Origin of the sequence: Amycolatopsis sp. NBC_01286 (genome assembly GCF_035982555.1) — a bacterium.
GTDB lineage: Bacteria > Actinomycetota > Actinomycetes > Mycobacteriales > Pseudonocardiaceae > Amycolatopsis.
The window spans coordinates 898,904-924,080 of the sequence record NZ_CP108428.1; the positions used below are offsets into that span (position 1 = coordinate 898,904).

The following is a 25,177-nucleotide window of genomic DNA, read 5'->3' on the forward strand; positions in this document are numbered from 1 at the left end:
GAGAGCAGTCTCAAGTTCTCTCCCGAGGAGGTCCTCTTGTCGAAAGTGCTCGCCGTCCTGGGTGTCGGTCCCGGGCTCGGCCTGTCGATCGCGCACCGGTTCGGCCGCGAAGGCTTCACGACGGCGCTGGTCTCACGCACCGACGCGCGGCACGCGACCTACCGCGCGTCGCTCGCCGAAGCCGGCGTCACCGCGCACACCTACACCGCCGACGTCACCGACAAAGCCCAGGTCGACGCCGTCCTCGCCCGCATCACGGCCGACGCGGGCGAGATCGACGCCGTCTACTTCGGCCCGGCGGACCTCGGCGTCGGCTCGGCCATCGCGCCGCTCACCGAAGCCGGCGCCGACCACCTGCGCGTGCCGTTCGAGTCGATCGTGCTCCCGGCGGCGCAGCTGACCCAGGCCGTGCTGCCGCGCATGCTGGAACGCGGCGCAGGCTCGCTCCTGTTCGCCGGCGGCATCAGCGGCAAGTACCCGATCCCGCTGCTGGGCAGCTTCGCCCCCGCGGCGGCGGCGTTGCGCATGTACGTCCTGACGCTCAACGCGGCCGTGCGCGACCAGGGCGTCTACGCCGGAACGCTCACCATCGGCGGAGTGATCGAACGCGGCGACATCCACCGGATGTTCACCGAGCAGGCCCCGGATTCCATGCCGGGCACGCTGGATCCCGACGACATCGCCGAGCGGGCGTGGCGCCTGCACACCGAGCGCGACGAGGCCGAAGCGGAGTTCAACGCGCTGGCGGTTTAGCCTGGCGATCATGTACACCTCCGGGGAACGGAACCGCTTGCGGGACAAGCTGATCAAGGCGGCCCGCGCGGACGACCGCGTCACCGGGGCCGCGCTCACCGGCTCGGGGGCGCTCGACGCCGAAGACGCCTGGTCCGACATCGACCTCGCCTTCAAGACGGCCGCGCCCGAGCCCGTGCTCGCGGACTTCACCGCGCTGATGTACCGCGAGCACGGCGCGCGGCACCACATGGACGTCGTGTTCGAGCGGACCGTCTTCCGGGTGTTCCTGCTGGAGAACACGCTTCAGGTCGATCTGGCGTTCTGGCCCGAGGCGGATTTCGGCGCGACGACGCCGAAGTTCCGGCTGCTCTTCGGCACCGCGAACGAGCGTGAGCAGGCACCGCCGCCGGACGCGCGGCGGCTGGTCGACCTGGCCTGGCTGCACGCCCTGCACGCGCGGTCGAGCATCGCCCGCGGCCGTCACTGGCAGGCCGAGTACATGATCGGCCGGGTTCGCGACCACGCCCTCGCCCTGGCCTGCGTGCGGCACGACCTGCCCGCGGGCGAGGGCCGCGGCCTCGACCTGCTGCCCGCCGCGGTCACCACGCCGTTCGAGGAAACCCTGGTGCGCGGGCTCGACGACCTCGGCCGGGCGTTCCGCGCCGTCACCGGACTCCTGATCACCGAGATCGAGCGGGTCGACGCCGAGCTGACCGGGACGCTGGCTCCGCTGCTACGCGCGCTGGCGTCCTAAGTACGCGAGTTCCGGGTGCGCGGCGACGTAACCGTCGAGCAACCGGCGCGCCACGGACACCGACTCGACCAGCGGGTGCAGCGCGAACGCCCGCAGCGCCGCCGCCCGCGAACCCGTCGTCGCCGCTTCGATCGTCGCCCGCTCGACGGCTTTCACCGCCGTCACCAGGCCCAGCGCGTGGTCCGGCAACGGCCCCGCGCCGATCGGCCGCGCACCGTCCGAGTCCACCACGCACGGCACCTCGACGACGGCGTCGGCCGGGACGCCCGGGAGCGCGGATCCGTTGCGGACGTTGAGGATCAGCGTGGCGCGCTCACCGCCGGCGAGGGCGCGCATCAGCGTCAGCGCGACCTTCTCGTAGCCGCCACCCTCGAGGTCCTCGCGTTCGCCGTCGCGCGTCTCGGCCATGTATGTCTCTTCGCGCTCCAGCCGCGTCCGGTCCCACGACGCCAGCGACGGCTCCGCGTAGAACGGCTTTTGCTGCTCCAGCAGGAAAGCCCCGCGCGACGCGACGCCCAGGGCTTCGCGGGTGAAGTAGTAATAGTGCAGGTACTCGTTCGGCAGGGAACCCAGCGTACGCAGCCAGTCCGCGCCGAAGAGCTTCCCTTCCTCGAACGACTCCAGTGCGTCCACATCGGACAGCAGCCGCGGCAGGACGTCCTCGCCGCCGACGTGCACGGCCCGCAGCCAGCCCAGGTGGTTCAGGCCCGCGTAGTCGAACCGCGCGGTCGCCGGGTCGACGCCGAGGGCGCGCGCCACCCGGCGGCAGAGCCCGACCGGCGAGTCGCAGATGCCGATCACCCGGCCGCCGAGCACGCCGGCCATCGCCTCGGTGACCAGGCCGGCCGGGTTCGTGAAGTTGACGACCCACGCGCGCGGCGCCACCTCGGCGATCGTGCGGGCGAGCGCGACGGCGACCGGGACCGTCCGCAGGCCGTACGCGATCCCGCCCGCACCCACGGTTTCCTGCCCCAGCACGCCTTCCGCGAGCGCGACCTGCTCGTCGAGCCGCCGGCCGCGCATCCCGCCGACCCGGATCGCGGAGAACACGAAGTCCACATCGGACAGTGCGGCGCGCAGGTCCGTGGTCGTGCGCACCCGCGGCGCGCCCGGGACACCGGCCGCCTGCTCGGCGAGGACGCGCTCGATCGCGGCGAGGCGCCCGGCGTCGACGTCGTGCAGGACCAGCTCGGTGATCTCGCCCCCGGCCAGCAGCGCGCCGTGCACCAGCGGGACGCGGAACCCGCCGCCGCCGAGCAGCGCGAGCCTCATCGCAGTACCTCGACGCCGGCCTCGCCGAGCGCCACGCACGTCGGTTCGTCGGCTCCCGCGCTGGTGACGACGATGTCGAGCGCCTCCGGCCCGCAGACCTTGGCGAGCCCGGTGCCGGGGAACTTGCCCGCGTCGGCCAGCAGCACCACGCGGTCGGCCGCGGCGACCATCGCCCGCTTGACCGGCACCTCGACGACGGTCGAGTCCATCACCTGGCCGTCGCACCGCACGCCACTCGCGCCGAGGAAGACGGTGCCGGCGCGCACCTGGCGCAGCGCGTCTTCGGTGAGGAACCCGACCATCGAGTGGTAACTGCGGCGCACCACCCCGCCGAGCAGCACGAGCTGGACGTCTTCGGCGTCCTTCAGCTCTTCGTAGACGGCGAGGCTGCTGGTGATCACGGTCAGCGCGCGGTCGCGCAGGTGCCGGGCCAGCCGGTGCGCGGTGGTGCCGATGTCGAGGAGCACCGTGTCGCCGTCGGCGACCAGCGCGGCCGCGCGGCGGGCGACGGCTTCCTTGTCGTCGGCGCGTTCCGCGGCGACCTGCGCGAACGGCTCGTCGTCGTCCGCGCACGCCACCGCGCCGCCGTAGACGCGGGTCAGCCGGCCTTCGCGGTCGAGGTGCACCAGGTCGCGCCGCACCGTCGCCGGGCTGACGCCGAGCCGCTCGGCCAGCACGCCGACCGGCGCCGGCCCCTCCACGCGCAGGGTCCGCAGGATCAGGTCGTAGCGGCGCTGGGGCAGCATCCGGCGACGATAGCAGTCAAACCTGCTCACCACACGGACGAGTTTGCGCAGGTCTTGCGAAATCTGCGCGACTCAAGCAGTCTCGTGCGCAAGCTTGCGCAGCTCTGGAGGCGCCCGTGACGGCTGAACCCGACGTCGACGTCTTCCTGTCCGGTCTGCTGTTCTTCGACCTGGTCTTCACCGGTCTGGAAAAGCCGCCCGCACCAGGGGAAGAGGTGTGGACGGGCGGCATGGGCTCGGGGCCCGGCGGGATCGCGAACTTCGCCGTCGCGCTGAGCCGGCTCGGGCTGCGGACGTCGCTGGCGGCCGCGTTCGGCACCGACGTCTACGGCCGCTACTGCTGGGACGTCCTTTCGCGGCAGGAGAACATCGACCTCTCGCGCTCGCGGCGGTTCCCGCAGTGGCACTCCCCCGTCACCGTCTCGCTCGCCTACGCCGGCGACCGCGCGATGGTCACCCACGGCCACGCGCCGCCCGTCCCCGTCGCGGAGCTGGCCGGTTCGCCGCCGCCGAGCCGCGCGACCGTCGCCCACATCGGGCTCGACACCGCCGACTGGGTCCACACGGCGCACCAGTCCGGCAGCCTCGTGTTCGCCGACGTCGGCTGGGACCCGTCCGAGGCGTGGTCGCGGGCGCTGCTGGACCAGCTGGCGTGCTGCCACGCGTTCCTGCCCAACGACATCGAGGCCATGCGCTACACCCGCACGGACACGCCCGAGGCGGCGCTGTCGACGCTCGCCGACCTCGTGCCGATCGCCGTGATCACCCGTGGCGGCGCGGGTGTGCTGGCCGTCGACAGCACCACCGGCGAGACGGCCGACGTGCCCGCGCTGCCGGTCGACGTCCTCGACGCCACCGGCGCGGGCGACGTCTTCGGCGCGGGGTTCGTCGCCGCGACGCTGACCGGCTGGTCGCTGGCGGACCGGCTGCGGTTCGCGTGCCTGACCGCGAGCCTGTCGGTGCAGCACTTCGGCGGCGCGCTCGCCGCGCCCGGCTGGCACGAGATCGCCCAGTGGCACGCGCGCACCCGGCGCCGCGACTACGCGTTCCTCGACGAGGTCCTGCCCGCCGACACGGAAACCGGCACGTCCCGGCGCGGGCCGGTGACGCTCGGCTTCGGCACCGAGGACGGCTGGGGGTAGCCGTGCCGGACCGCGCCGCCCGCTACACCGCGTCCGGGCTGCGGACGTCGTTGCTGACGGTGCCGGGCGCGGTCGGCGCCGAGGCGGTGGGGCTGCGGCCGATCGGCGAGGTGATGGGCTGCGTCGTCGAGCACGCCGGTGTCGACGACCCGGCGGCGTGCCTGCGCCGCGGGTACGCCACGGCACTGGACCGGCTGCGCGCGGAAGCCTGGGCCCTGGGCGCGGACGGCGTCTTGGCGATCCGGTGCACGGTGACCCGCGCCGGCCGGACGCGGGAGTTCGTCGTGCTGGGCACGGCCGTCCGCGCCACCGGCGGCAAGCGGCCGGGGCGGGTCTTCACGACGAGCCTGTCGGGTCCGGACGTCGCGAAACTCCTGCCGGCGGGCTGGGTCCCGGTGACCCTGGCGATCGGCCTCGACGGCGGCACGGTCTACGACCTCGCGATGCCGGACCGCCCGGCCCGGGAGATCGCGGCCCCGACGGAACTGGTGACGCGCGTGCGGGCGACGGCCCGCGCGGAGTTCCTGGAGGCGGTCCGGCTGTCGGGCGCGGACGGCGGCCTGGTGTCGGCGACGACGCTGAGCGCGTGGCCCCTCGGCCGCACCGGTGCGGCGGCGGTGGCGGGTGTGTTCGGCACGGCGATCGCCCGCTGCGGTGACGGTCCGGCGCCCCGGGACGCGCTGGCTGTGCTGCCGCTGGACCGCCGCGGCTGACCCGGCACGCTCAAGATCCTTCCCCTGAACCGGGAGCTTCCGGACTGATCACCCCGGGTCCGCCGCCCCGGGTGCGGATCCGTGCCACGATGGCGGGAGAAGCCGGCCGAAGGAGGTCCGAAGTGCCCGAGTGGGACGGTCGTGGCCTGCCTCCCGTCGCGCGGGCCCGTGTCGAGCGTTACGCCGCGTCCGGGCTCAAGACGTCGCTGATGAGCGTGCCCAGTGCGGTCGGCGCCGAAATCGCCGGCTTCACCGCGGTCGGCGAGGTGATGGGCTGCGTCGTGCAGCAGGTCGGCTGGGCCGGCACCGCCGTCTTCGCCGACGACCAGGTCAAACTGATCTCCGGCATGCTGCGGCAGGGCTACTCGACCGCGCTCGACCGGCTCGCCCAGGAGGCGACCGCCCTGGGCGCCGACGGCGTGCTCGGCATCGGGTTCACCGTCACCTCGCTCGACGGCGTGATGGAGGAGTTCGTCGCCCTCGGCACCGCCGTGCGCGCGGAGACGAAGCAGCGGCCGCGGCGGCTGTTCACCACCGACCTGCCCGGCCAGGACGTCGGCAAGCTGATGCAGGCGGGCTGGGTGCCGGTGCGCCTCGCGGTCGGCATCGCCGGGCGCGCGCAGTACGACTACAACATGCAGTACCAGACGACCACCTGGGCCGGGAACACCGAAGTGGACGCGCCCACGCGGGTCGTCACCGAAGTCCGGGCCGCCGCGCGGGCCGAGTTCGCCCGCGCGATCCGCGACGCCGGCGCCGACGGCGGCATCGTCTCCGGCATGACCCTGCGGACCTGGCCCGTGCAGGAGGTCGCGATGGCCGGCATCGCGTCCGTCACCGGCACCGCGATCGCCCGCTTCCACACCGGGCGCGCCGCCCCGACCAGCGCGCTCAAGATCCTTCCGTTGAACCGTTCCTGAGGAGGCTTCGTGACCACCGCGGACCCCGCCGGGCAGCACATCCCCGAGGATGCGATGCGCCGGCTCGCCGAGATGCGACCGGGCCAGAAGACCAGCCTGTTCACGTCGGACCTGAGCGTCAACGAGTTCCTGCTCGTGCGCGAAGCCGGGTTCCGGCCGCTCGGGCTGGTGCTCGGGTCGAGCATCTACCACGTCGGGTTCCAGATGGGCCGGTGGAGCAAGAACCAGGAGCTGGATCGGCTTTCCCAGGCGATGTACCACGCCCGCGAGCTCGCGATGTCCCGGATGGAGGCGGAGGCGGACGTGCTGGGCGCGGACGGCATCGTCGCGGTCCGGCTCGAGATCGAGTTCAAGGAGTTCGGCAGCGACCTCGCCGAGTTCATCGCCGTCGGCACCGCGGTGAAGGCCGACGAACCCGGGCAGTGGCGCAACAACACCGGGAAGCCGTTCACCTCGGACCTGTCCGGGCAGGACTTCTGGACGCTGGTGCAGGCCGGGTACGCGCCGCTGGGCATGGTGATGGGCACCTGCGTCTACCACATCGCGCACCAGCGGTTCCGGCAGATGATGGGCAACATCGGCCAGAACGTCGAGATCCCGCAGTACACCGAAGCGCTCTACGACGCGCGCGAGCTCGCGATGTCGCGGATGCAGACCGAGGCGGAACAGCTTGAGGCGGAAGGGATCGTCGGCGTGCAGCTGCTGTCGCTGCCGCACCGCTGGGGCGGGCACACGACGGAGTTCTTCGCCATCGGCACCGCGGTGAAACCGTTGCGGGAGGACCACCACATCGCCAAGCCGCAGCTCGTGCTGCCCCTCACCGACTGATGGGCGCCGAGCTGGAGTTCCACCTGCTGGTGGCGGCACTGCGCACGGACCGCGCGGACGTCGAGTCCTACCACCGGGTCCTGTCGGAAACACTGGGCGACGCGCTCCCGCCGGGCATGGTCGAGGTGACGCGGCGCAAGACGTTCGCCGACCGCGTCGCGGGCCGTGACGGGCAGGTGGTCTCGGTGCAGGTGACCACCCCGGACCGGGTCCTGGTGCTGAGCGCGGGCAAGCACGGCGGGGTCGCGGCGGAGATCCGCCAGGTGGTGCGCGGCGTGGTGATCAGCCGCAAGGAAGCCGCGGTCGACGACTGGCTGGCCGCGCTGGCCCAGGAGCTGACGACGCTGGCCGAGAAGGACGCGAAAGCCCGGGACGCGCTCTCACGCCTCCTCGGCGGCTGAGAAGTCCTTGCTGCGCAAGGGAAGCTGTGTCGGGGACGGGATGAGCACCCCCGAATACACAGCCTAGCCGCGGGGTACGACAGAACCGGGCGCCACGCCAGCGCTCGGGCGCCAGCACCCGGGCGCCAGCGCTCAGGCGTCAGCACCTCGGTGTCAGTACTCGGGTGTCAGCTCAGCACTCGGCCGAGGAAGCCCCGGATGTAGCCGGCGATCGCGTCCAAGTGTGTCTCCAGGGCGAAGTGGCCGGCGTCGAGCAGGTGGATCTCCGCGTCCGGCAGGTCGCGGGCGTACGCGCGGGCGCCGTCGGCGATGAAGATTGCGTCGTTGCCGCCCCAGACCGCGAGCACCGGCACCCGGCTGGTGCGGAAGTACTCGTGGAACTTCGGGTACAGGCCGATGTTGTGGTGGTAGTCCGCGAGCAGCGCCATCTGGATCTCCGCCGCGCCCGGCCGGTCGAGCAGCGCCTGGTCGTGGATCCAGACGTCCGGGCTGACCAGCTCGGCGTCCGGTGAACCGTCGAGGTACTGCCCCTTGGTCGCCTCGAGGGTGACCATCGCGCGCAGGTCCTCGTCCGTCAGCGTGCCGGCGGCCAGCTTCTGCGGGAGACCTTCGCCGAGACCCTCGACGTAGGCGTTGCCGTTTTGGGTGACGATCGCCGTGACGCGGTCCGGGTTCGCCGTGGCGATCCGCAGGCCGACCGGCGCGCCGAAGTCCTGGATGTAGAGCGCGAAGCGGGTCAGGCCGAGCTGGTCGAGCAGGCCCTGCGTCAGCTCGGCGAGCGCGTCGAAGGTGTAGGTGAACTCGCCGACCGGCGGCGCGTCGGAGGCGCCCGCGCCCAGGTAGTCCGGCGCGATGACGTGGTAGCGGTCGGCCAGCGCCGGGATCAGGTGCCGGTACATATGCGAGCTCGTCGGGAAGCCGTGGAGCAGCACGATCGTGGGTGCTTCGGCGGGCCCGGCCTCGCGGTAGAAGAGCCGGTGGCCGGCGACGGTGGCGTGGCGGTGGTGCACGGCGGTCATGGTTACTCCTCGCGTCTCATGTTTACTTTTCCATTTATCCATGAGACGCGGTACGCTGTCAACGGGCCGGGGAAACTGGAGCCCGGACTCGGGAGGCGAACGTGGTCACTGCGGCACCCGGCGAGGAGCTCTCGCTCGCGCTGGCTTTGGTCAACACCCATCGGGTCGGGGACGTCGACGACCTCGAAGACCCGCTCCCCTGGCTGCACGCGCACGGGCTCCGGGTGACGTCGGTGGCCGACGTCACCCCGCTCACCGACCTCCGCACGGCGGTCCGCGAGCTGCTGGCCGCGCTGGCCGAGGACCGGGCGCCGGCCGCGGCCGCCGTCGACGCGGTGAACGCGGCCGCCCGCACCGACGCCGCCGCGCCGCAGCTCACCTGGGCCGCCGGCCCGCGCCGCGAGTGGCGCAGCACCCGGCCGGGCAGCGTCGACGAAGCCGTCGCGACCCTGGCCCGCGACGCGATCGACGTCGCCGGCGGCGACCTGGGCCGGTTGGTGCGCCCGTGCGAGGCCCACGGCTGCGTCCGGTTCTACCTCCGCGAGCACGCCCGCCGCCGCTGGTGCTCCACGACGTGCGGCGACCGCGTCCGCGCGGCGCGGCACCAGCAGCTGGTGGTCGAGCGGCGTACCGTGTGAGCCCGCCGACGAAGGGACGCACCATGGACTGGACGCTCGAAGTGATCGTGGTACCGGTGTCCGATGTGGACCGGGCGAAGGCCTTCTACACGGACAAGCTCGGCTTCCACCTCGACCACGACACCGCGCCCGTCGAAGGCGTCCGGATCGTCCAGGTGACCCCGCCGGGCTCGGGCTGCTCGGTCGTGTTCGGCCGCGGCGCCGTGCCGGACATGCCGCCGGGCTCGATGAAGGGGCTCCAGCTGGTCGTCGGCGACCTGCCGAAAGCCCACGCGACGCTGGTCGAGCGCGGCGTCGATGTCGGTGACATCCAGGTCGTCGGCGCGGGTCCCTGGGACGGCAAGGCCGACCTGAACAACGTCGGCTTCGTGTTCTTCGCCGACCCCGACGGCAACGAGTGGGCGATCCAGCAGATCACCGCCCGCGGCTAGCCGGCCAGGGGCGCCGCGCGGCCCCGGGTGGTCACGGCCGTGGGACGCCCATCGGGTTCGGGACCGGCACCAGGCCCGCGTCGATCACCGCGCGGCTCAGCGGGACCGCCAGTTCCAGCACCCGCGCCACCCCCTCCTCGCCGAGCGCCTCGACCGGTGCCGACGCCAGCCGGTCCGTGTCCTCCTCGATGCCGCGCCGCAGCGCTGCCCCGGACGGCGTCAGGTGGCCCGCGGCGTCGAGCACACCCCGGTCCCGCAGGCGATCGACCGCCGTGTCCCAGTCGTCGTCGGACCAGCCGCGGTGCGGTTGGACGTCGCCGCGGCCGATGACGCCGTCGCCGATGTGGGTCAGCGTCGTCTCCAGGCCCGACAAGCCCGCGTGGACCGCCGACAGGACGTGGCCGTCGCCGCGGTGCTCGCGCAGGATGGTCGCCGCCAGCCACAGCCGGCCGAACAAGCCGGACGGCCGCGGCACCGCCGACCACGCCGCCGCCAGCGGACGCCCGTCGAAGCGGCACGCGTCCGCCGCGCGCTCCAGCAGCGAAGCCAGCTCGTCGACGGCGGGGAGCACGCGAGACAACGCCTTCTCCACCGCGGAAAGCCGAGCCTCGAGGACGTCGGACGGCGACGCGAACGACCACGCGTCCGGCAGCGCCCGCGCGACCATCGCCGGGGCGAAGCCGAACAGCACCGACGTCGCCGCCGCCGGGCCGATCGGGCCCAGCGGGGCGAGCCGGCCGGCGAAGTAGCCCATCCAGTAGCCGCGCAGGCCGACGGCCTTCGCCGCGGCCGCCGTCTCCGGCGCGAAGTAGACGACCGCGTGCAACGGCTCCACCGCGGCCCACAACCGGCGGGGCAACGTCATCGTGTGCTCCTCACGGGGTCAGCCGGTGCAGGTCGCGCGGGAACAGCGTGACCTCCCGGATGTTGGCGACTCCGAGGAGCCGCGCCGTCCACCTTTCCAGGCCCAGCGCGAAACCGCCGTGGGGCGGCATGCCGTGCGCGAACACCGCCAGGTAGTCGCCGTAGTCCGCGACCTCACCGCCGAGCGCCGCGACGTAGTCGGCGTGGCGGTGCAGCCGCTGGCCGCCCGTCACCAGCTCCAGCCCGCGGAACAGCAGGTCGAAGCTGTTCGAGTACGCGGGCCGCGCCTGGTCCGGGTGGGTGTAGAACGGCCGTTTCGCCATCGGGTAGCCCGTGACGAACAGGAACTCCGACCCGTGCTCGCGCACCGCCCAGTCCGACAGCCACCGCTCGTCGGCGGGCGCCAGGTCGAGTTCGTCCTTCCCCAGCATCTCCTGGGCGTCGGCGAAATGGAGCTCCGGGATCTCGGCGGGCACCTCCGGGACGGCGACGCCGAGCGAGGCGACCGACCCGGCCATCCCGGCGAGCACCTCCCGCAGCACGGCCATGACGTCGTGGTGGTCTTCGATGAACCCGAGTTCGGCGTCGAGGCTGGTGTATTGCGCCAGGTGACGCGCGGTGTCGTGCGGCTCGGCGCGGAAGACCGGGCCGACCTCGTAGACGCGCTCGAACACCCCGACCAGCGCCTGCTTGAAGAACTGCGGCGACTGCGCGAGGTAGGCGCGGCGGCCGAAGTAGTCGACGCCGAAGACGTTCGCGGCCGACTCGGTTGCCGACGAGACGATCTTCGGCGTGTGCGTCTCGGTGAAGCCGAGACCGTCCAAAGTGGACCGGAACCCGGCGACGGCGGCCGCGGACACCGCGAACCGCGCCTTCAGCAGCGGATGCCGCAGGGCGACCGGTGCGTGGTCGAGGATCGTCGGCAGCGACGTCGAAACCGCGGGCCGAAAGAGGTCGAACGGCGGTGGCGACGCCGGTTCCGACAGCGGGACCACTGACGCCGACGTCAGCTCGACGCCGCCGGGCGCGCGCGGATTCGCCGTCGCGGTCGCGCGCACCTCGACCACGGTCTCCTCCGGCGGCGGCACGACGTCGGAGCGCAGCACGACCTGCGCGGTGCCGGAGCGGTCCCGGAGCACGAGGAACGTGACGGATTTCAGGCGACGACGGCGGTGTACCCACCCGGCGACGCGGACGTGGGTGCCGACGTGCCGGGGCAGGTCGGCGGTCAAGGTTCGGGAGATCATCGTGGGCCCTTCGCAGGCGACGTGACCCCTTGGGAGTGCGGGCGATAAGGGAACTCGCGGTGCCACCGCACTTTCACCGTCCGGGGACGGCCTCTCGTGGCCCGTGACGGGGGCCGGCCGGCGGGGCATTTCCTCCCCGCACTCCGGAGGGTCTTCACCGCGGGACACGGGACCGCCTTCCCAGCTGCCGGCGGCTCTCTGGACCCGTGCGCTCCCGGGGCTACTCGGCTCCATCAGCGCGTTGGCCGGGAGGTTAGCCCGGCCGCGGCGCAGCGCGCACGGCATTTTCGGGCGTGGCCGACGTCACGCCACTATTGAATGAACGTTCAGTTGACAGTCTTGGCGGGCAGGCCTACCGTCCCTGTTGAATGAGTATTCAGTCAGGAAGGGACATCCCATGACCGGCAAAGTCTGGTTCGTCACCGGCTCGTCGCGCGGCCTCGGCCGGGAGATCGTCGACGCCGCCCTGGAGCGGGGCGACTCCGTCGTGGCCACCGCCCGCGACCCGCGCAGCCTCGGCGACCTGCCGGCGGACCGCGCGCTGGCCGTCGCGCTCGACGTCACCGACGAAGCCGCCGCCGACCGGGCCATCGCCGCGGCCGTCGAGCGGTTCGGCCGCATCGACGTCGTCGTCAACAACGCCGGCTACGCCGACTTCGGGTCCATCGAGGACACCCCGGCGGCGCAGTTCCGCGCCCAGATCGAGACGAACCTGATGGGCGTGGTCACGGTGACCCGCGCGGCGATCCCGGTGCTGCGCGAGCAGGGCCACGGGCACATCATCCAGATCTCCACCGTCGGCGGCCGGATCGCGCCGGGGGTCGGCCTGGCCGCGTACTCGGCGGCGAAGCACGGCGTCGAAGGCTTTTCCGGCGTGCTGGCCAATGAAATGAAGCCGTTCGGCGTCAAGGTGACCATCGTCGAGCCGGGCGGGATCCGCACCGACTGGGCCGGCTCGTCGATGTCGTTCATCGAGCCGAGCGCGGCCTACGCGCCGGTGCTGAACCCGATGATCGAGCACATCCGCGGCCCGGAGCAGCTCGCCACCAGCGACCCGGCCAAGGCCGGCCGCGTGATCACCGAGCTCGCCGACCTGGCCGAGCCGCCGCTGCGGCTGCCACTGGGCTCCGACGCGGTCATGCTGATCCGCGCCACCGACGAGGCCAAGATCGCCGAGATCGACGCGTGGGCCGAGACGTCCCGCCGCACCGACGCCGACGACGCCACGCAGCGGGACTTCAGCCGCCTCGCGCGGAACTGAACCCGGAACTAGGGTTGCGTGACTGTTCCACCCCAGGCGACCGGCAGCTCGCGAACGCCGTAGACGAGCGTGTTGTGCTTGTACGCCAACGACTCCCGCGGCACCGCGAGCCGCAGGTCCGGCACCCGGCGGAACAATCGCGTCAGTGCCTCCTGCAGTTCGACGCGCGCCAGCTGCTGGCCGATGCACTGGTGCGCGCCGAACCCGAAGGCGACGTGCGTGCGCGGCGACTCGCGGTGGAAGTCGAGCTTGTCGGCCGCCGGGAACAGCTCCTCGTCGCGGTTGGCCGAGTTCAGCGCGGCGACCAGCCACTCCCCCGCCTTCACCGCGCGGGCCCCGACCTGGACGTCTTCGGTGGCGTAGCGCAGCACCCCGAACTGCACCACCGACAGGTACCGCAGCAGCTCCTCGACGGCGCGTTCCGGTGCCGCCAGCACGACTTCGCGCTGCTGCGGGTGGTCCAGCAGCACCAGCGTGCTGAGCGCGATCATGTTGGCCGTCGTCTCGTGCCCGGCCACCAGCAGGCTGAGCCCGAGCATCACCAGCTCTTCCATGGTGAGCGCGTCACCCGTTTCACGACCCCGGGCGATCAGCCGGCTGAACAAGTCGTCCTGCGGATTCTCCTGCTTGTCCACGAAGAGCGCGGCCAGGAACCCGGAAAGCTCTTCGTAGGCCTGCTGTCCCTGTTCACGGGTGGTGTCGGTGCTGACGAGCGTCGAGCTCTGACGCTGGAACCGCTCGCGGTCGGCGTACGGGACGCCGAGCAGCTCGCAGATCACCAGCGACGGGATCGGCAACGCGAAGTCCCGCACCAGATCGGCTTCGCCGGGCTTCGCGAGCATCGCGTCGAGGTGGCTCTCGACCAGCCCCTGGACGTAGGTCCGCATCGCCTCGATCCGCCGCACGGTGAACTCCGCGAGCACCATCTTGCGCAGCCGCGAATGGTCCTTGCCGTCGAGCTGGATGATCGAGCCGGGGGCGACCTCGATGTCGAGGTCACGTTCGGCGCCGGCGTTCACGTGCACCGAAGACGCGCCGCGCGAGCTCATCGTGCGGTCGGCGAGCACCGCGCGCACGTCGCTGTAGCGCGTGACCAGCCAGGCGTCCATGCCCGCCGGGCAGCGGACCTGCGACGTCGGCGCCTCTTCGCGCAACGTCGCGTAGTTCTCGGGTGGGTCGTACGGGCATCCGGCCGGTCGCGTCGTCGGGAGGGCCGGGGTGTCGGATGCTGCCGTCACAGCGGATCACGCCTCTCTACCGGTGGTCTGGACACTTCCACCATGGAGACGTCCGGCGCCGTCGTGGGACGTCCGACCCACATCCGACCCGGATGGACCAGTCCGGACGGCGTTCGTTAGAGAACTTTACGAATAGGTCTTGACGCGCCGACGCCGCACCGCGAACCTGGACGCACGCCGCAGTCATCGTCCGTCCACTCCTCCCGGAGGCAGCATGACCCGGCGCGCTTTCGTGCTCGTCGTGACCCTTTTCCTCGCTTTGGCCGGCGCCCTCGCCGGCGGCACCCCGGCGAGCGCGGAGACCACGCAACCGACGTTCCTCACCTTCTACGGCTGGTGGGACAACACCCCGCCCGGCGGCGACATCGCCTACCCGCAGATCCACGACACCGCCGGCGGCAAGGGCACCTACACCGACCCGATCACGTTCGCCACCAGCACGTCCGAGCTCAAGGCCGGCACCAAGGTCTGGGTGCCCCGGGTGAAGAAGTACTTCATCATGGAGGACGGCTGCGACGAGTGCTCCGACGACTGGAACGGCCGGGGCCCCAACGGCGGCCCCAACCTGCGGCACATCGACCTCTGGCTCGGCGGCCAGGGCGGCAGCGCCTTCGACGCGATCGACTGCGAAGACGCTCTGACGCACTACAACGCCGACAACACGCCGGTGCTGGAGCCGGTGGTGGTCGACCCGCCGTCGACCGAACCGTACGACTCGACGCCGATCTTCAACACCAGCTCCGGCGCCTGCTACGGCGGCGCGCAGCCGAACACCACGGTCGGCCAGTACCGCAACAACTCGACCAGCACGTGCCTGGAGGCGCCGAGCAGCGGGACGACGCTGAAGGTCGCCGCCTGCACCGGAAGCGACGCCCAGCGCTTCACCTTCCACGGCGCGTTCCTCGTGCACAACGACAAGTGCGCGGGCATCTCCGGCAGCTCGATCGTGCTGCAGACCTGCACCGGCGGCCCGGCGCAGCAGTGGTCGATCAACCCGGACGGCACCATTTCCGACATCCAGACGAGCAAGAAGTGCTTCCGCGCTTCGGGCACGGCACTCACTGCGGGCAGCTGCTCCGGTGACCAGGCCCGCTGGACGTTCACCGCGGCCGGCAGCTCCACCGGCCTCAGCGTGACGCCGTCGGCGGTTTCGGTGGCGCCCGGCGCTTCGGTGACCGCCACCGTGACGGCCACCGGCGCGGCGTCCGGCACGTTGTCCGCGAGCGGCGCCCCCGCGGGCGTCACCGTGGCCTTCTCCCCGACGTCGGTGCCGGCCGGCGGCACCTCGACCGCGACGGTCACCGCCGCCGCGAACGCCACCCCCGGCTCGGCGACGATCACCATCACGGGCGGCACGAACACCGCGTCACTCGGGGTCACCGTGACCGGCGGGAGCGGCGGTCAGGAGACGCTGCTTTCGCAAGGCAAGACGGCGACGGCGTCGTCGACCGAGTCGACGTCCTACCCGGCGAGCGCGGCCTTCGACGGCAACCTGACCGGCACCCGCTGGGCCAGCAAGGAGACCGCGTCCGAGTGGCTGCGCATCGACCTCGGCGCGACCAAGGCCGTCTCGCACGTCAAGCTGACCTGGGAGGCCGCGTACGGGAAGGCGTACAGCATCCAGACCTCGCCGGACGGCACGACCTGGACGACGATCTACAGCACCACCACCGGCAACGGCGCCACGGACGACCTGACCGGGCTCGCCGGCAGCGGCCGGTACGTGCGGATGAACGGCGTCACGCGCGGCACGGCGTACGGTTACTCGCTGTACGAGATGCAGGTGTACGGCACCCCGTAAGTTGCCGAACCGGCAACTAGATTTGCCTTCCCGGGGACGTTCTCCGCATGGTGGGAGGACGTCCCCGAGGAGGAACCATGGCCCACACCCACGAGCAGCCGGTGACCGTCGAGAACATGCTCAAGCAGGAGTTCTGGGAAGCGCTCTACCAGCGTGACGAGCACCGGATCTGGAGCGGGAACGTGAACCGCAACCTGGAGAGCGAGGTGACCGGGCTGAAACCCGGGCACGCCCTCGACCTCGGCAGCGGTGAAGGCGGCGACGCGATCTGGCTGGCCCAGCAGGGCTGGACGGTCGACGGCGCCGACATCTCGACCCTCGCACTGTCCCGCGCCGAAGCCGCGGGCAAGGAACGCGGCGTGGACGTTCGGTGGCTGCACCGCGACATCCTCACCTGGCGGCCCGAGGAGACCTACGACCTGATCTCGGCGCAGTACATGCACCTGCCGCCGGACCTGCGGAAGAACGTGTTCACGGCGGCCGCGGCGGCGGTCCGGCCCGGCGGTTCGCTGCTGATCGTCGGACACTCGCCGAGGGCGATGCGGGAGTTCGGCGGCGAGGCGCCGCCGCAGGAGCTGTTCTTCGAGCCGGAGGAGATCACGAACTACCTGGGCGACGCCCGGGAGTGGGTCGTCGAGACGTGCGAGACGCGCGGCGAGGGCCACCACACCGACGCGGTCTACCGCGCGAAGCGCCTCGAATCCTGACAGCGACTCCCGAAAGCGGCACTTTCACGTGAAAGTGCCGCTTCCCGAAATGCCGCGAGGGCCTCTTCACGCGCCCTCGACGCGTGTGAAGAGGCCCTCGCGGGTGTTCCACCGGAGTGTGGATCAGGCGAGCTCGAGGCCGTAGCTCGAGAGCTCCAGGGTGAGCGGGTAGAAGTAGCTGGTCACGGTGTCGCCACCGGACAGCGTGCCGAGGCCCTTCGAGCCGTCGTACGCCGGGCCGCCCGAGTCACCGTGGTCGGTGTGCGCGGTCGTGCCGAACTCGTGGTTGAGGACACCGACGTCGAAGTTGACCGACTCGTCGACCGAGGTGACCTCGCCGCTGCCGCCACCGGTGGTCGAGCCCTGCTTCTCCATCTGCTCGCCGACCGTCGGCTCCGCGGCGCTGGTGATCGCCTGGCCGGTGTTGATCTCGCTCGGGCCGGTGCCGTTCGGGCGGGTCAGCAGGCCGGAGTCGGCGTCGGGGCAGTCGCTCTCGACGACCGTGGCGCCGGAGACGTCACCGCCGGCCCAGGTGCCGCCGAGGTTGGTGCAGTGGCCCGCGGTGAGCAGGAAGGGCTCCCCGCCGCGCGTCACGTTGAAGCCGAGCGAGCAGCGGCCCTGGTCGTTCTGGATCGCGTCACCGTCGGCGATGTGCAGTTCGAGCTTGCCGGTGCGGTGCTCGACCCGGACGCTGTCGCCGTACTGCGCGGCGGCCGCGGTGACCTTGTCGGCGGTCTCCTTGCTGGCCGAGTCGTAGACCTTCACCACGACCTGGTTGGTCTTGGTGTCGATGCCCCACGCGGTCTGCGGGACGTTCTTCACGGCGTCCAGCGAGTTCTTGACGCCGGTGAGCGCGGCGAAGGTGTGCTTGACCTTCTTCGCGGTGAGGCCCGCGGCCTGCACCTTCTGCGCCGACGCGTCGTCGGTCACGTTCACGACGGCCTTGCCGTTCTCCAGGTAGATGCCACCGGAGGTGGCGCCGAGCGAGCCCGCCACCTGCGTGGCGTTGCTGACGGCGTTGGCCTGCATCTCGGAGAAGGCCAGTGGGGACGCGGTGGCCGCCGACGCGCACACGCCGGACGTCAGCGCCGCGGCCGACAACACGGCGAAGGTCTTGAGAGCGGTCTTCCGGGGAGTCATCAACTTCCTCCAGTTTGCCGGTTCGAAGCCTGCGCCGGTCACTTTGGTTGCCGAGCAACCAACGCACCACCGACTAAGGTTGGTTAATAACCAGCAGAACCGGACATACCTCGCACTCAGGACGCGGCGACTCCGTGCCACTACTGCGTTCGGCGTAACAAACGCCTGGTGTAGTCCCTTCGGCTCAAGACCCAGACGGCCAACGGACGTGCGCCTCGTAGTCCGGGTGCTTCCGGAGGTACCCGGCGATGAACGGGCAGACCGGCACGATCGTCCCGCCCTTCGCGACGACGTCGTCGAGCGCGCCCGCCGCGAGCACCTTGCCCAGGCCCTGGCCGGCGAAGGCGTCGTCGATCTCCGTGTGGGTGAACACGGTCAGGTCGCCCCGCTGGTCGTACGCGGCGAAGCCGGCCAGCTTTTCGTCCGACCACACTTCGTAACGGCTCTCGGCGGGGTTGTCGGTCACCTTGGTCATCGGCACTCCATTCTCTCTGCGGCGTGAACACCGGACGGCCGCCGGAGCTTCCCCCATCGTGCGACAGCCGGCCGCCTCGCGCGCCCGGGCCGTGAACCCGACTGGGCCGCCCGGGGGACAGCGGCTTCCCGTTCGTGTGCAACCCGACCGAGACCCTTGGCGCGCCCGGCTGCTTTTGGTTGCCTCATCGTGTCGGAAACCGCCAGCGCCGCAACGGAAAGGCCTCACCCGCGTGCCGCAGCAGCCGTTCGTCCTCCCCGAGTTCTACATGCCCTACCCGGCGCGGCTGAACCCGCACCTCGAGGGCGCCCGCGAGCACAGCAAGGCCTGGGCGTACGCGATGGACATGATCGACGTCCCGCAGCACGGCACGGTGATCTGGAACGAGCACGACCTCGACTCCCACGACTACGCCCTGCTCTGCGCCTACACCCACCCGGACGCCGGCGCCGAAGAGCTCGACCTGATCACCGACTGGTACGTCTGGGTCTTCTACTTCGACGACCACTTCCTCGAGCTGTACAAGCGCACCGGCGACATCGACAGCGCCCGCGGCTACCTCGACCGGCTGAACCTGTTCATGCCCGCCGAAGGCGCGATCACCGACACCCCGGAGAACCCGGTCGAGCGCGGCCTCACCGACCTCTGGAACCGGACGATCCCGCACCGCTCCGCCGGCTGGCGGCGTCGCTTCATCGAGAGCACGAAGGCGCTGCTCGAAGAGTCGCTGTGGGAACTCGCCAACATCAACGAAGGCCGGCTCTCCAACCCGATCGAGTACATCGAGATGCGCCGGAAGGTCGGCGGCGCGCCGTGGTCGGCGAACCTCGTCGAGCACTCGGTGCACGCCGAGGTGCCGGACGCGATCGCCGCGGCCCGGCCGATGGAGGTGCTGCGCGACTGCTTCGCCGACGGCGTCCACCTGCGCAACGACCTGTTCTCCTACCAGCGTGAGGTCGAGGACGAGGGCGAGCTGTCCAACGGCGTGCTCGTGTTCGAGAAGTTCCTCGGGCTGACGACGCAGCAGGCGGCCGACGCCGTCAACGACCTGATCACCTCGCGGCTGCACCAGTTCGAGCACACCGCGCTGACCGAGGTCCCGGCGCTGTTCGACGAGCACGCCGTCGACCCGGCGTCGCGGATGGCGACGTTCGCCTACGTCAAGGGCCTGCAGGACTGGCAGTCCGGCGGGCACGAGTGGCACCTGCGCTCCAGCCGCTACATGAACGAAGGCGCCCTGGAATCCCGCGGCGGCCCGGAGCTGGGCACCGCCACCGGGCTCGGGACGTCGGCCGCGCGCATCTTCTCGTCGGTGCTCGCGACGGCGCCGCAACGGCTGCGGTCGTACTCGAGCACGCCGTTCCGCGCGGTCGAGATCGAGCGGCCGCCGGTCGAGCTGCCGTTCCCGCTGCGGCTGAGCCCGCACCTGGACGCGTGCCGCGTCCGCAACGTCGACTGGGCGCGGCGGATGGGCTTCCTCGACGGCGTGGTGTGGGACGAGCGGAAGCTGCGCGCCACCGACCTCCCGCTGTGCGCGGCGGGCATCCACCCGGACGCCGCCGCCGACCAGCTCGACGTCACCAGCGACTGGCTGACCTGGGGCACGTTCGCCGACGACTACTACCCGATCGTGTTCGGCGCGACCCGCGACCTCGCCGGGGCGAAGGCGTGCAACGCGCGGCTGTCGCTGTTCATGCCGGTGGACGGCGAACCCACGCCGACGCCGACGAACGCGCTGGAGGTCGGGCTGGCCGACGTCTGGCCGCGCACCACCGCCGGGATGTCGCCCGAAAACCGCCGCACGGTGCGGAAAGCCGTCGACTCGATGACGTCGAGCTGGCTGTGGGAGCTGGTGAACCAGGCGCAGAACCGCATCCCGGACCCGATCGACTACGTCGAGATGCGGCGCCGGACGTTCGGCTCGGACCTCACGATGAGCCTCTCGCGCTTCTCGCACGGCCGCGCGGTGCCGCCGGAGCTGTACCGCACGCGCCCGGTCCAGGCGATCGAGCACGCGGCGACCGACTACGCGTGCCTGGTCAACGACGTCTTCTCCTACCGCAAGGAGATCCAGTACGAGGGCGAGCTGCACAACGCGGTGCTGGTGGTGCAGAACTTCCTCGACTGCTCCGAGGAACGCGCGTTCGGCGTCGTCGACGACCTGATGAAGGCCCGCCTGGCGGAGTTCAAGCACGCGGCGGCGATCGAGCTGCCGGCGCTGTTCCGCGACTACGCCATCGACCCGGACGTCCAGGAGATGCTGCTGGAGTACGTCGAAGAGTTCCGCGACTGGATGGCGGGCATCGTCAACTGGCACGAGAACGTGGGCCGCTACACGGAGAAGGAGCTGAACTACCATCCGATGGCGGCCTCGGCGTGGCAGGGCCCGACGGGCATCGGCACGTCGTCGCTGCGCATCTCGTCCCTGCTCCCCAGCGGGCGGTGACGTGCCGGGCTCCCCGACCACGAAGCAGTGCGAAATCGCCCGGCTGCTGCGCGCGGTCGGCATGCACCGCGAGGCCGAGCAGGCGCTGCGCACCGACCTCCGGGCGCGCTTGCGCCGAGCCCGAAGACGCCTGCGGGTCCGGCTGATCCGATCGTCCCGCAGGCTCCGCCGCCGAGTCCGGGTGTGACGGAACCGCCGGCTCGCGTGACCGGGGAGTCAACTCGCGTGAGTGAAGGGTCGACACGGCGCGCAGGCTCCCGTGTCGCCGTGTCGACCCTCTAATCACGCGTGTCGACCTCCCAGACACGCGAGCCGACCCTCCAGACACACGTGTCGGCGTTCTGATCACGTGCGGCGGCGCTCGGATCACATCGGTCGCGTCGTTCGCGCCACTCCGCCGGGCATTCCCGGCGCGAGAAGGCGATACTCAAGGGCGTGAGCGGCTTCAACCTGCGTTTCCTCGGCCATTCCACCGTCCGGCTCGAGCTCGGTGACCGCGTCGTCCTCACCGATCCCGTGCTCACCGCCCGGGTCGGCGGGCTGACCCGGGTCGTGCCGCCGCCCCCGCCGGACGCGTACGCCGGCGTCGATCTCGTGCTGCTGTCGCACCTGCACGGCGACCACCTGCACGTGCCGTCGCTGAAGCTCGTCGGCCGGCGGACCCGGATCGTCGTGCCGCGCGGGGCCGGGAGCTGGCTCGCCAAGAAGGGCTTCACCGCCGTCGAGGAGATCGCGCCCGGCGAGACGCTCACCGAGGGCGGCCTCACCATCACCGCGACCGAGGCCATCCACTCCGGACACCGCTGGGGCCCGCGCCTCACCCACGGCCCGCAGAGCCCGGCCATCGGCCACCTGATCGACAGCGAGGGCCTGCGCGTCTACAACGCCGGTGACACCGACCTCTTCGACGGCATGGCCACGTTCGGCCCGGTCGACGTCGCGCTCCTGCCCGTCTGGGGCTGGGGGCCGAACCTCGGGCCCGGCCACCTGAACCCGGCCCGCGCCGCCGAGGCCGCCGGCCTGCTGCAAGCCCGCGCGGTCGTGCCGGTGCACTGGGGCACGCTCGCCCTCCCCGGCATCCGGCGCACCACGCGCATGCGGCGGCTGCTCGCCGACCCGCCGCGGGAGTTCGCGGCCCACGTGGCCGCGGCGAAGATCGCCACCGGCGTCCTGTTCACCGAGCCCGGCGCCGACGTCGTGCTCCCGGCCTCGACGGACCGGGCGTGAACTGGACCGATCCGGCCGCCATCGGGTACCCGGTGCTGTTCGGCGGCGTGCTGCTCGGCTCGATCATCCCGATCGTGCCCACCGGCGCGGTGGTCGGCGCCGCGGCCGCCGTCGCGACCACCACCGACCACCTGTCGCTGCCGCTGGTGATCGTCCTGGCCACGCTCGGCGCGTACGTCGGTGACGTCGTGACGTTCGGCGTCCCGCGCCTGGGCAGCGAAGCCGCGTTCCGCTGGATCAGCCGCCGCCAGCCCGCCGAACGGCTCGAGAAGGCGCGTGACCAGTTCGCCCGCCGCGGCTGGCAGATCGTCGTGATCGGCAGGCTCGTCCCGGCCGGCCGGATCCCGGTGCTGCTCGCGGCGGCCGCGCTTAGCTACCCGTGGCGGCGCCTGCTGCCCGCCGCGCTCGTCGCGTGCGTGCTCTGGGCGGTCGCCTACAGCCTGCTCGGCATCGTCAGCGGCGGCATCTTCGACTCACCGCTCATCGCGACATTGCTGGCGACGGTGCTGGTCCTGCTGGTCACCGTGCTGCTGAACCTGATCGCCCGCCGGCGGCGCACCAAAGCCGAGGCGAAAGAGAAGACGGGAGACCGAGCTTGACGACGACCGCGCCGAAGGGCCGGCTGCTGCGGGGCGGCCGGGTCGTCGCCCGCGTCCTGCTGGTGTGGGTGGCGGTGACCGGCGCGCTGCGCCTGCTCGACGTGCTGCTGTCCGGCTTCCGGATGACGCACTGGTGGCAGCCGACGGTGTGCGCGCTGCTGCTGGGGGTGCTGGCGGCGTTCGTCTGGCCGCTGGTCATGCGGATCGCCTACCCGCTCGCGTTCTTCACCTTCGGCCTCTTCGGATTCCTGCTGCTCGGCGCGGGCACGCTCGCCGTGTTCAAGACGGTCCCCGGCGTCGAGATCGTCGGCTTCCGGACCGCGGTGATCGTCACCGTGGCCATGGCCGGCGTCGGCGCGGTGATCTCCAGCCTGCTGGCCATCGACGAGGACGAGATCTTCTTCCGCCGCGCGAACCGCCGCCGTCGCCGGCACGCCGCCGGGCCCGGCGACGCCGAACAGCCGCCCGGCGTGGTGTTCCTGCAGATCGACGGCCTCGGGTACGACACCGTCCGCCGCGCGATCCGCGACGGTGACATGCCGACGTTCGCCGCGTGGCTCGCCGAGGACAGCCACGCGCTGACGCAGTGGCACACCGACTGGAGCTCCCAGACCGGCGCGAGCGTCTGCGGCATCCTGCACGGCTCCAACCACGACATCCTCGGGTTCCGCTGGTACGAAAAGGACCGCGACCACGTGATGGCGTGTGCGCACCCGACCGACGCGGCCGAGATCGAACGGCGCCACTCCGACGGGCGCGGCCTCCTCTCGGGCGACGGCGCGAGCCGCGGCAACCTGTTCTCCGGCGACGCCGACCACGTCAGCCTCACCATGAGCTCGATCCCAGTGCTGGTCCCGAAGGGCCTGCGCCACCGGCACCGCGACCGCCTCGGCGCGGGCTACTACGCCTACTTCGCGAACCCGGTCAACGCGCTGCGGACGTTCGTCGTCGCCCTCGCCGACGTCTTCCGCGAGATCAGCGCGTCGGTCCGCCAGCGCCGCGCCGGCGTCGTGCCGCGGATCCCGCGCGGCGGCTGGTACCCGCTGGCCCGGCCGGGCACGACGGTGATCGCGCGCGACGTCGTCGTCTCGGCGATCCTCGGCGACATGCTGGCCGGACGGCCGGTCGTCTACGCCGACTTCCTCGGCTACGACGAGGTCGCGCACCACTCCGGCATCGAGCGCTTCGACACGCTGTCGGTACTGCGCTCGATCGACCAGCAGATCGCCCGGCTGCACCGGGCGAGCCGGCTTTCCTCGCGCCGCTACCACGTCGTCGCGCTGTCGGACCACGGCCAGACCCAGGGCCAGGCGTTCTCGCAGCGGTTCGGCGAGACGATCGAGGCGTACGTCGGCCGGCTGTGCGGCGGCTCGCCGTCAGCGGCTTCGGGGAAACGCCGCCAGGCCGAGAGCTGGCAGATCAACGCGGCGCTCGCGGAGGCCACCAAGAGCGGCGGCCTGATCGCGCGCCGGCTGCGGGGCCGCGTCGAGAACGCCGAAGGCGGCGAGGACCGGCCGCGCACGGAGTCAGGTTCTCCTGGCGCGGTCACGCGCGTGGCGCCCGGCGTGGTCGCGGTCGTGTCCGGGCACACCGCGATGGTGTCGTTCACCGAGCACGAAGGCCGCGTCGAGCTGGAGACGATCGAGCGCGAGTTCCCCGACCTGCTGCCGTCGCTGGTGGACCACCCCGGCGTCGGGTTCCTGCTGGTGCGCAGCCGCGAGTTCGGGCCGGTCGTGCTGGGCCGCGACGGGCTGCACCGGCTCGCCACCGGCGTCGTCATCGGCGAGGACCCGCTGCTGCGCTACGGCCCGCACGCCGCGGACCTGGTGCGCCGCGTCGACACGTTCCCGCACTGCGCCGACGTGATGATCAACAGCAACTACGACCCGGAGACGGACCAGTCGTCGCCGTTCGAGACGCACGTCGGCTCGCACGGCGGCCTCGGCGGCCCGCAGCAGCGCGGCTTCGTCGTGCACCCGCGTGAGTTCCCGCCGCCCGGCGACGTCGTCGGCGCGGAGGCCCTGCACCGGGTCTTCCGCGGCTGGCTGACGCACCTGGGCCACCCCGCCCCGGCTTCGGCCGAAACCCCTGCCGCTTCGGAGGTCGCTTCGTGAAACTGACGGTCTACGGCGCTTCCTGGTGCCCGGATGTCAAGCGCAGCCGCGCGTTGCTCGACCGCGAAGGCGTCGAGTACTCCTATGTGGACGTCGAGGCGGACGCGGCCGCCGAGGCGCGCGTCCGCTCGCTGCAGGACGGCGAACGCCGCATCCCGACGATCGTCTGGGACGACGGCACCTTCCTGGTCGAGCCGTCCGACGCCGAGCTGGGTTCGCGGTTGTGAAACTGCTGCGAGAGCTGCCGATCGGGACGCGGGTCGTGGCGCGCTACCGCGTCGAGGGCGGCCTCACCGACGCGCTCGGCCTGCTGGTCGCCCGCGACGAAACGACGTGCACGATCGAAACCCGCCGCGGCCCGGTGGTGGTGGACTTCGACGCCGTCACCCTGGCCAAGCCGGTACCGCCGCCGCCGGCGCGGAAATCGGCTGGTGGCGCGCCCCCGGCTTTGTGACGATC

General features: G+C 71.9%; 27 protein-coding genes. 19 read left to right on the forward strand and 8 right to left on the reverse strand.

The window, feature by feature from the left end; all coding sequences use genetic code 11:
* Window positions 1-45: 45 nt before the first annotated feature.
* On the forward strand, window positions 46-753 hold the full coding sequence (locus OG570_RS04195) for an SDR family NAD(P)-dependent oxidoreductase (RefSeq protein WP_326959868.1): 708 nt from the start codon (window positions 46-48) through the stop codon (window positions 751-753).
* Between the two features lie 10 nt (window positions 754-763).
* Complete coding sequence (locus OG570_RS04200) at window positions 764-1,489, forward strand: nucleotidyltransferase domain-containing protein (protein ID WP_326955667.1); 726 nt, start codon at window positions 764-766, stop codon at window positions 1,487-1,489.
* Here OG570_RS04200 and OG570_RS04205 read toward each other — a convergent pair.
* Window positions 1,469-2,761, reverse strand: coding sequence for a 6-phospho-beta-glucosidase (locus OG570_RS04205; protein ID WP_326955668.1), 1,293 nt, complete (start codon window positions 2,759-2,761; stop codon window positions 1,469-1,471). The two genes, OG570_RS04200 and OG570_RS04205, sit on opposite strands and share 21 nt — an antisense overlap.
* Entirely contained in the window at window positions 2,758-3,507 is a 750-nt protein-coding gene (locus tag OG570_RS04210) for a DeoR/GlpR family DNA-binding transcription regulator (RefSeq protein ID WP_326946554.1), read from the reverse strand. Before OG570_RS04210 ends, OG570_RS04205 begins: the two co-directional genes overlap by 4 nt.
* Window positions 3,508-3,623: 116 nt before the next feature.
* On the opposite strand from OG570_RS04210, the gene OG570_RS04215 reads away from it, so the two are divergent.
* The 5 genes from OG570_RS04215 (at window position 3,624) to OG570_RS04235 (ending at window position 7,511) form a co-directional block, all read left to right on the forward strand.
* Window positions 3,624-4,649 (forward strand): PfkB family carbohydrate kinase, encoded by a 1,026-nt coding sequence (locus OG570_RS04215; RefSeq protein WP_326955669.1) that lies wholly within the window; start codon window positions 3,624-3,626, stop codon window positions 4,647-4,649.
* Window positions 4,650-4,651: 2 nt separating this feature from the next.
* On the forward strand, window positions 4,652-5,362 hold the full coding sequence (locus tag OG570_RS04220) for a heavy metal-binding domain-containing protein (protein ID WP_326955670.1): 711 nt from the start codon (window positions 4,652-4,654) through the stop codon (window positions 5,360-5,362).
* Between the two features lie 122 nt (window positions 5,363-5,484).
* Window positions 5,485-6,282 carry a heavy metal-binding domain-containing protein gene (locus OG570_RS04225; RefSeq protein ID WP_326946551.1) on the forward strand — a complete coding sequence of 266 codons (798 nt, stop codon included), beginning with the start codon at window positions 5,485-5,487 and terminating at the stop codon, window positions 6,280-6,282.
* A 9-nt stretch (window positions 6,283-6,291) separates the two neighbouring features.
* Window positions 6,292-7,110, forward strand: coding sequence for a heavy metal-binding domain-containing protein (locus tag OG570_RS04230; RefSeq protein ID WP_247061439.1), 819 nt, complete (start codon window positions 6,292-6,294; stop codon window positions 7,108-7,110).
* On the forward strand, window positions 7,110-7,511 hold the full coding sequence (locus OG570_RS04235) for a hypothetical protein (protein ID WP_326946550.1): 402 nt from the start codon (window positions 7,110-7,112) through the stop codon (window positions 7,509-7,511). The genes OG570_RS04230 and OG570_RS04235 overlap by 1 nt, the downstream gene beginning before the upstream one ends.
* A gap of 167 nt (window positions 7,512-7,678) precedes the next feature.
* Here OG570_RS04235 and OG570_RS04240 read toward each other — a convergent pair whose 3' ends face one another.
* A complete protein-coding gene (locus OG570_RS04240; RefSeq protein WP_326955671.1) occupies window positions 7,679-8,530 on the reverse strand; it encodes an alpha/beta fold hydrolase in 852 nt (283 codons plus the stop codon).
* Window positions 8,531-8,631: 101 nt separating this feature from the next.
* On the opposite strand from OG570_RS04240, the gene OG570_RS04245 reads away from it, so the two are divergent.
* Window positions 8,632-9,168 (forward strand): CGNR zinc finger domain-containing protein, encoded by a 537-nt coding sequence (locus OG570_RS04245; RefSeq protein ID WP_326955672.1) that lies wholly within the window; start codon window positions 8,632-8,634, stop codon window positions 9,166-9,168.
* A 23-nt stretch (window positions 9,169-9,191) separates the two neighbouring features.
* A complete protein-coding gene (locus OG570_RS04250) occupies window positions 9,192-9,599 on the forward strand; it encodes a VOC family protein (protein ID WP_326946547.1) in 408 nt (135 codons plus the stop codon).
* Window positions 9,600-9,630: 31 nt separating this feature from the next.
* Here the strand turns inward: OG570_RS04250 and OG570_RS04255 are convergent, their stop codons facing one another.
* Both OG570_RS04255 and aspS read right to left on the reverse strand, forming a co-directional pair.
* Complete coding sequence (locus OG570_RS04255) at window positions 9,631-10,464, reverse strand: SCO6745 family protein (RefSeq protein ID WP_326955673.1); 834 nt, start codon at window positions 10,462-10,464, stop codon at window positions 9,631-9,633.
* A 10-nt stretch (window positions 10,465-10,474) separates the two neighbouring features.
* Complete coding sequence (aspS, locus tag OG570_RS04260; protein ID WP_326955674.1) at window positions 10,475-11,710, reverse strand: aspartate--tRNA(Asn) ligase; 1,236 nt, start codon at window positions 11,708-11,710, stop codon at window positions 10,475-10,477.
* Between the two features lie 397 nt (window positions 11,711-12,107).
* On the opposite strand from aspS, the gene OG570_RS04265 reads away from it, so the two are divergent.
* On the forward strand, window positions 12,108-12,971 hold the full coding sequence (locus OG570_RS04265; RefSeq protein WP_326955675.1) for an SDR family NAD(P)-dependent oxidoreductase: 864 nt from the start codon (window positions 12,108-12,110) through the stop codon (window positions 12,969-12,971).
* A gap of 8 nt (window positions 12,972-12,979) precedes the next feature.
* Here the strand turns inward: OG570_RS04265 and OG570_RS04270 are convergent, their stop codons facing one another.
* Window positions 12,980-14,209 carry a cytochrome P450 gene (locus OG570_RS04270; protein WP_326946542.1) on the reverse strand — a complete coding sequence of 410 codons (1,230 nt, stop codon included), beginning with the start codon at window positions 14,207-14,209 and terminating at the stop codon, window positions 12,980-12,982.
* A 214-nt stretch (window positions 14,210-14,423) separates the two neighbouring features.
* On the opposite strand from OG570_RS04270, the gene OG570_RS04275 reads away from it, so the two are divergent.
* Both OG570_RS04275 and OG570_RS04280 read left to right on the forward strand, forming a co-directional pair.
* Complete coding sequence (locus OG570_RS04275; protein ID WP_326955676.1) at window positions 14,424-16,010, forward strand: discoidin domain-containing protein; 1,587 nt, start codon at window positions 14,424-14,426, stop codon at window positions 16,008-16,010.
* A gap of 77 nt (window positions 16,011-16,087) precedes the next feature.
* A complete protein-coding gene (locus OG570_RS04280) occupies window positions 16,088-16,717 on the forward strand; it encodes an SAM-dependent methyltransferase (protein WP_326946540.1) in 630 nt (209 codons plus the stop codon).
* A gap of 123 nt (window positions 16,718-16,840) precedes the next feature.
* Here OG570_RS04280 and OG570_RS04285 read toward each other — a convergent pair whose 3' ends face one another.
* Both OG570_RS04285 and OG570_RS04290 read right to left on the reverse strand, forming a co-directional pair.
* On the reverse strand, window positions 16,841-17,857 hold the full coding sequence (locus OG570_RS04285; RefSeq protein WP_326946539.1) for a S1 family peptidase: 1,017 nt from the start codon (window positions 17,855-17,857) through the stop codon (window positions 16,841-16,843).
* A gap of 184 nt (window positions 17,858-18,041) precedes the next feature.
* Window positions 18,042-18,332 carry a GNAT family N-acetyltransferase gene (locus OG570_RS04290; protein WP_326955677.1) on the reverse strand — a complete coding sequence of 97 codons (291 nt, stop codon included), beginning with the start codon at window positions 18,330-18,332 and terminating at the stop codon, window positions 18,042-18,044.
* 268 nt (window positions 18,333-18,600) lie between these two features.
* On the opposite strand from OG570_RS04290, the gene OG570_RS04295 reads away from it, so the two are divergent.
* From OG570_RS04295 to OG570_RS04325, 7 genes are all read left to right on the forward strand, one after another.
* Entirely contained in the window at window positions 18,601-20,778 is a 2,178-nt protein-coding gene (locus OG570_RS04295) for a terpene synthase family protein (RefSeq protein ID WP_326959870.1), read from the forward strand.
* A gap of 1 nt (window position 20,779) precedes the next feature.
* Window positions 20,780-20,965, forward strand: a complete 186-nt coding sequence (locus OG570_RS04300) for a hypothetical protein (RefSeq protein WP_326955678.1) — start codon at window positions 20,780-20,782, stop codon at window positions 20,963-20,965.
* A 248-nt stretch (window positions 20,966-21,213) separates the two neighbouring features.
* Window positions 21,214-22,005, forward strand: a complete 792-nt coding sequence (locus OG570_RS04305) for an MBL fold metallo-hydrolase (protein ID WP_326955679.1) — start codon at window positions 21,214-21,216, stop codon at window positions 22,003-22,005.
* Window positions 22,002-22,604, forward strand: coding sequence for a DedA family protein (locus tag OG570_RS04310; protein ID WP_247061421.1), 603 nt, complete (start codon window positions 22,002-22,004; stop codon window positions 22,602-22,604). Before OG570_RS04305 ends, OG570_RS04310 begins: the two co-directional genes overlap by 4 nt.
* Complete coding sequence (locus OG570_RS04315) at window positions 22,601-24,718, forward strand: phage holin family protein (RefSeq protein ID WP_326955680.1); 2,118 nt, start codon at window positions 22,601-22,603, stop codon at window positions 24,716-24,718. Before OG570_RS04310 ends, OG570_RS04315 begins: the two co-directional genes overlap by 4 nt.
* Window positions 24,715-24,945, forward strand: a complete 231-nt coding sequence (locus tag OG570_RS04320) for a glutaredoxin domain-containing protein (protein WP_247061419.1) — start codon at window positions 24,715-24,717, stop codon at window positions 24,943-24,945. Before OG570_RS04315 ends, OG570_RS04320 begins: the two co-directional genes overlap by 4 nt.
* Entirely contained in the window at window positions 24,942-25,172 is a 231-nt protein-coding gene (locus tag OG570_RS04325) for a putative acetyltransferase (protein WP_326955681.1), read from the forward strand. Before OG570_RS04320 ends, OG570_RS04325 begins: the two co-directional genes overlap by 4 nt.
* The last annotated feature ends 5 nt before the right edge of the window (window positions 25,173-25,177 follow it).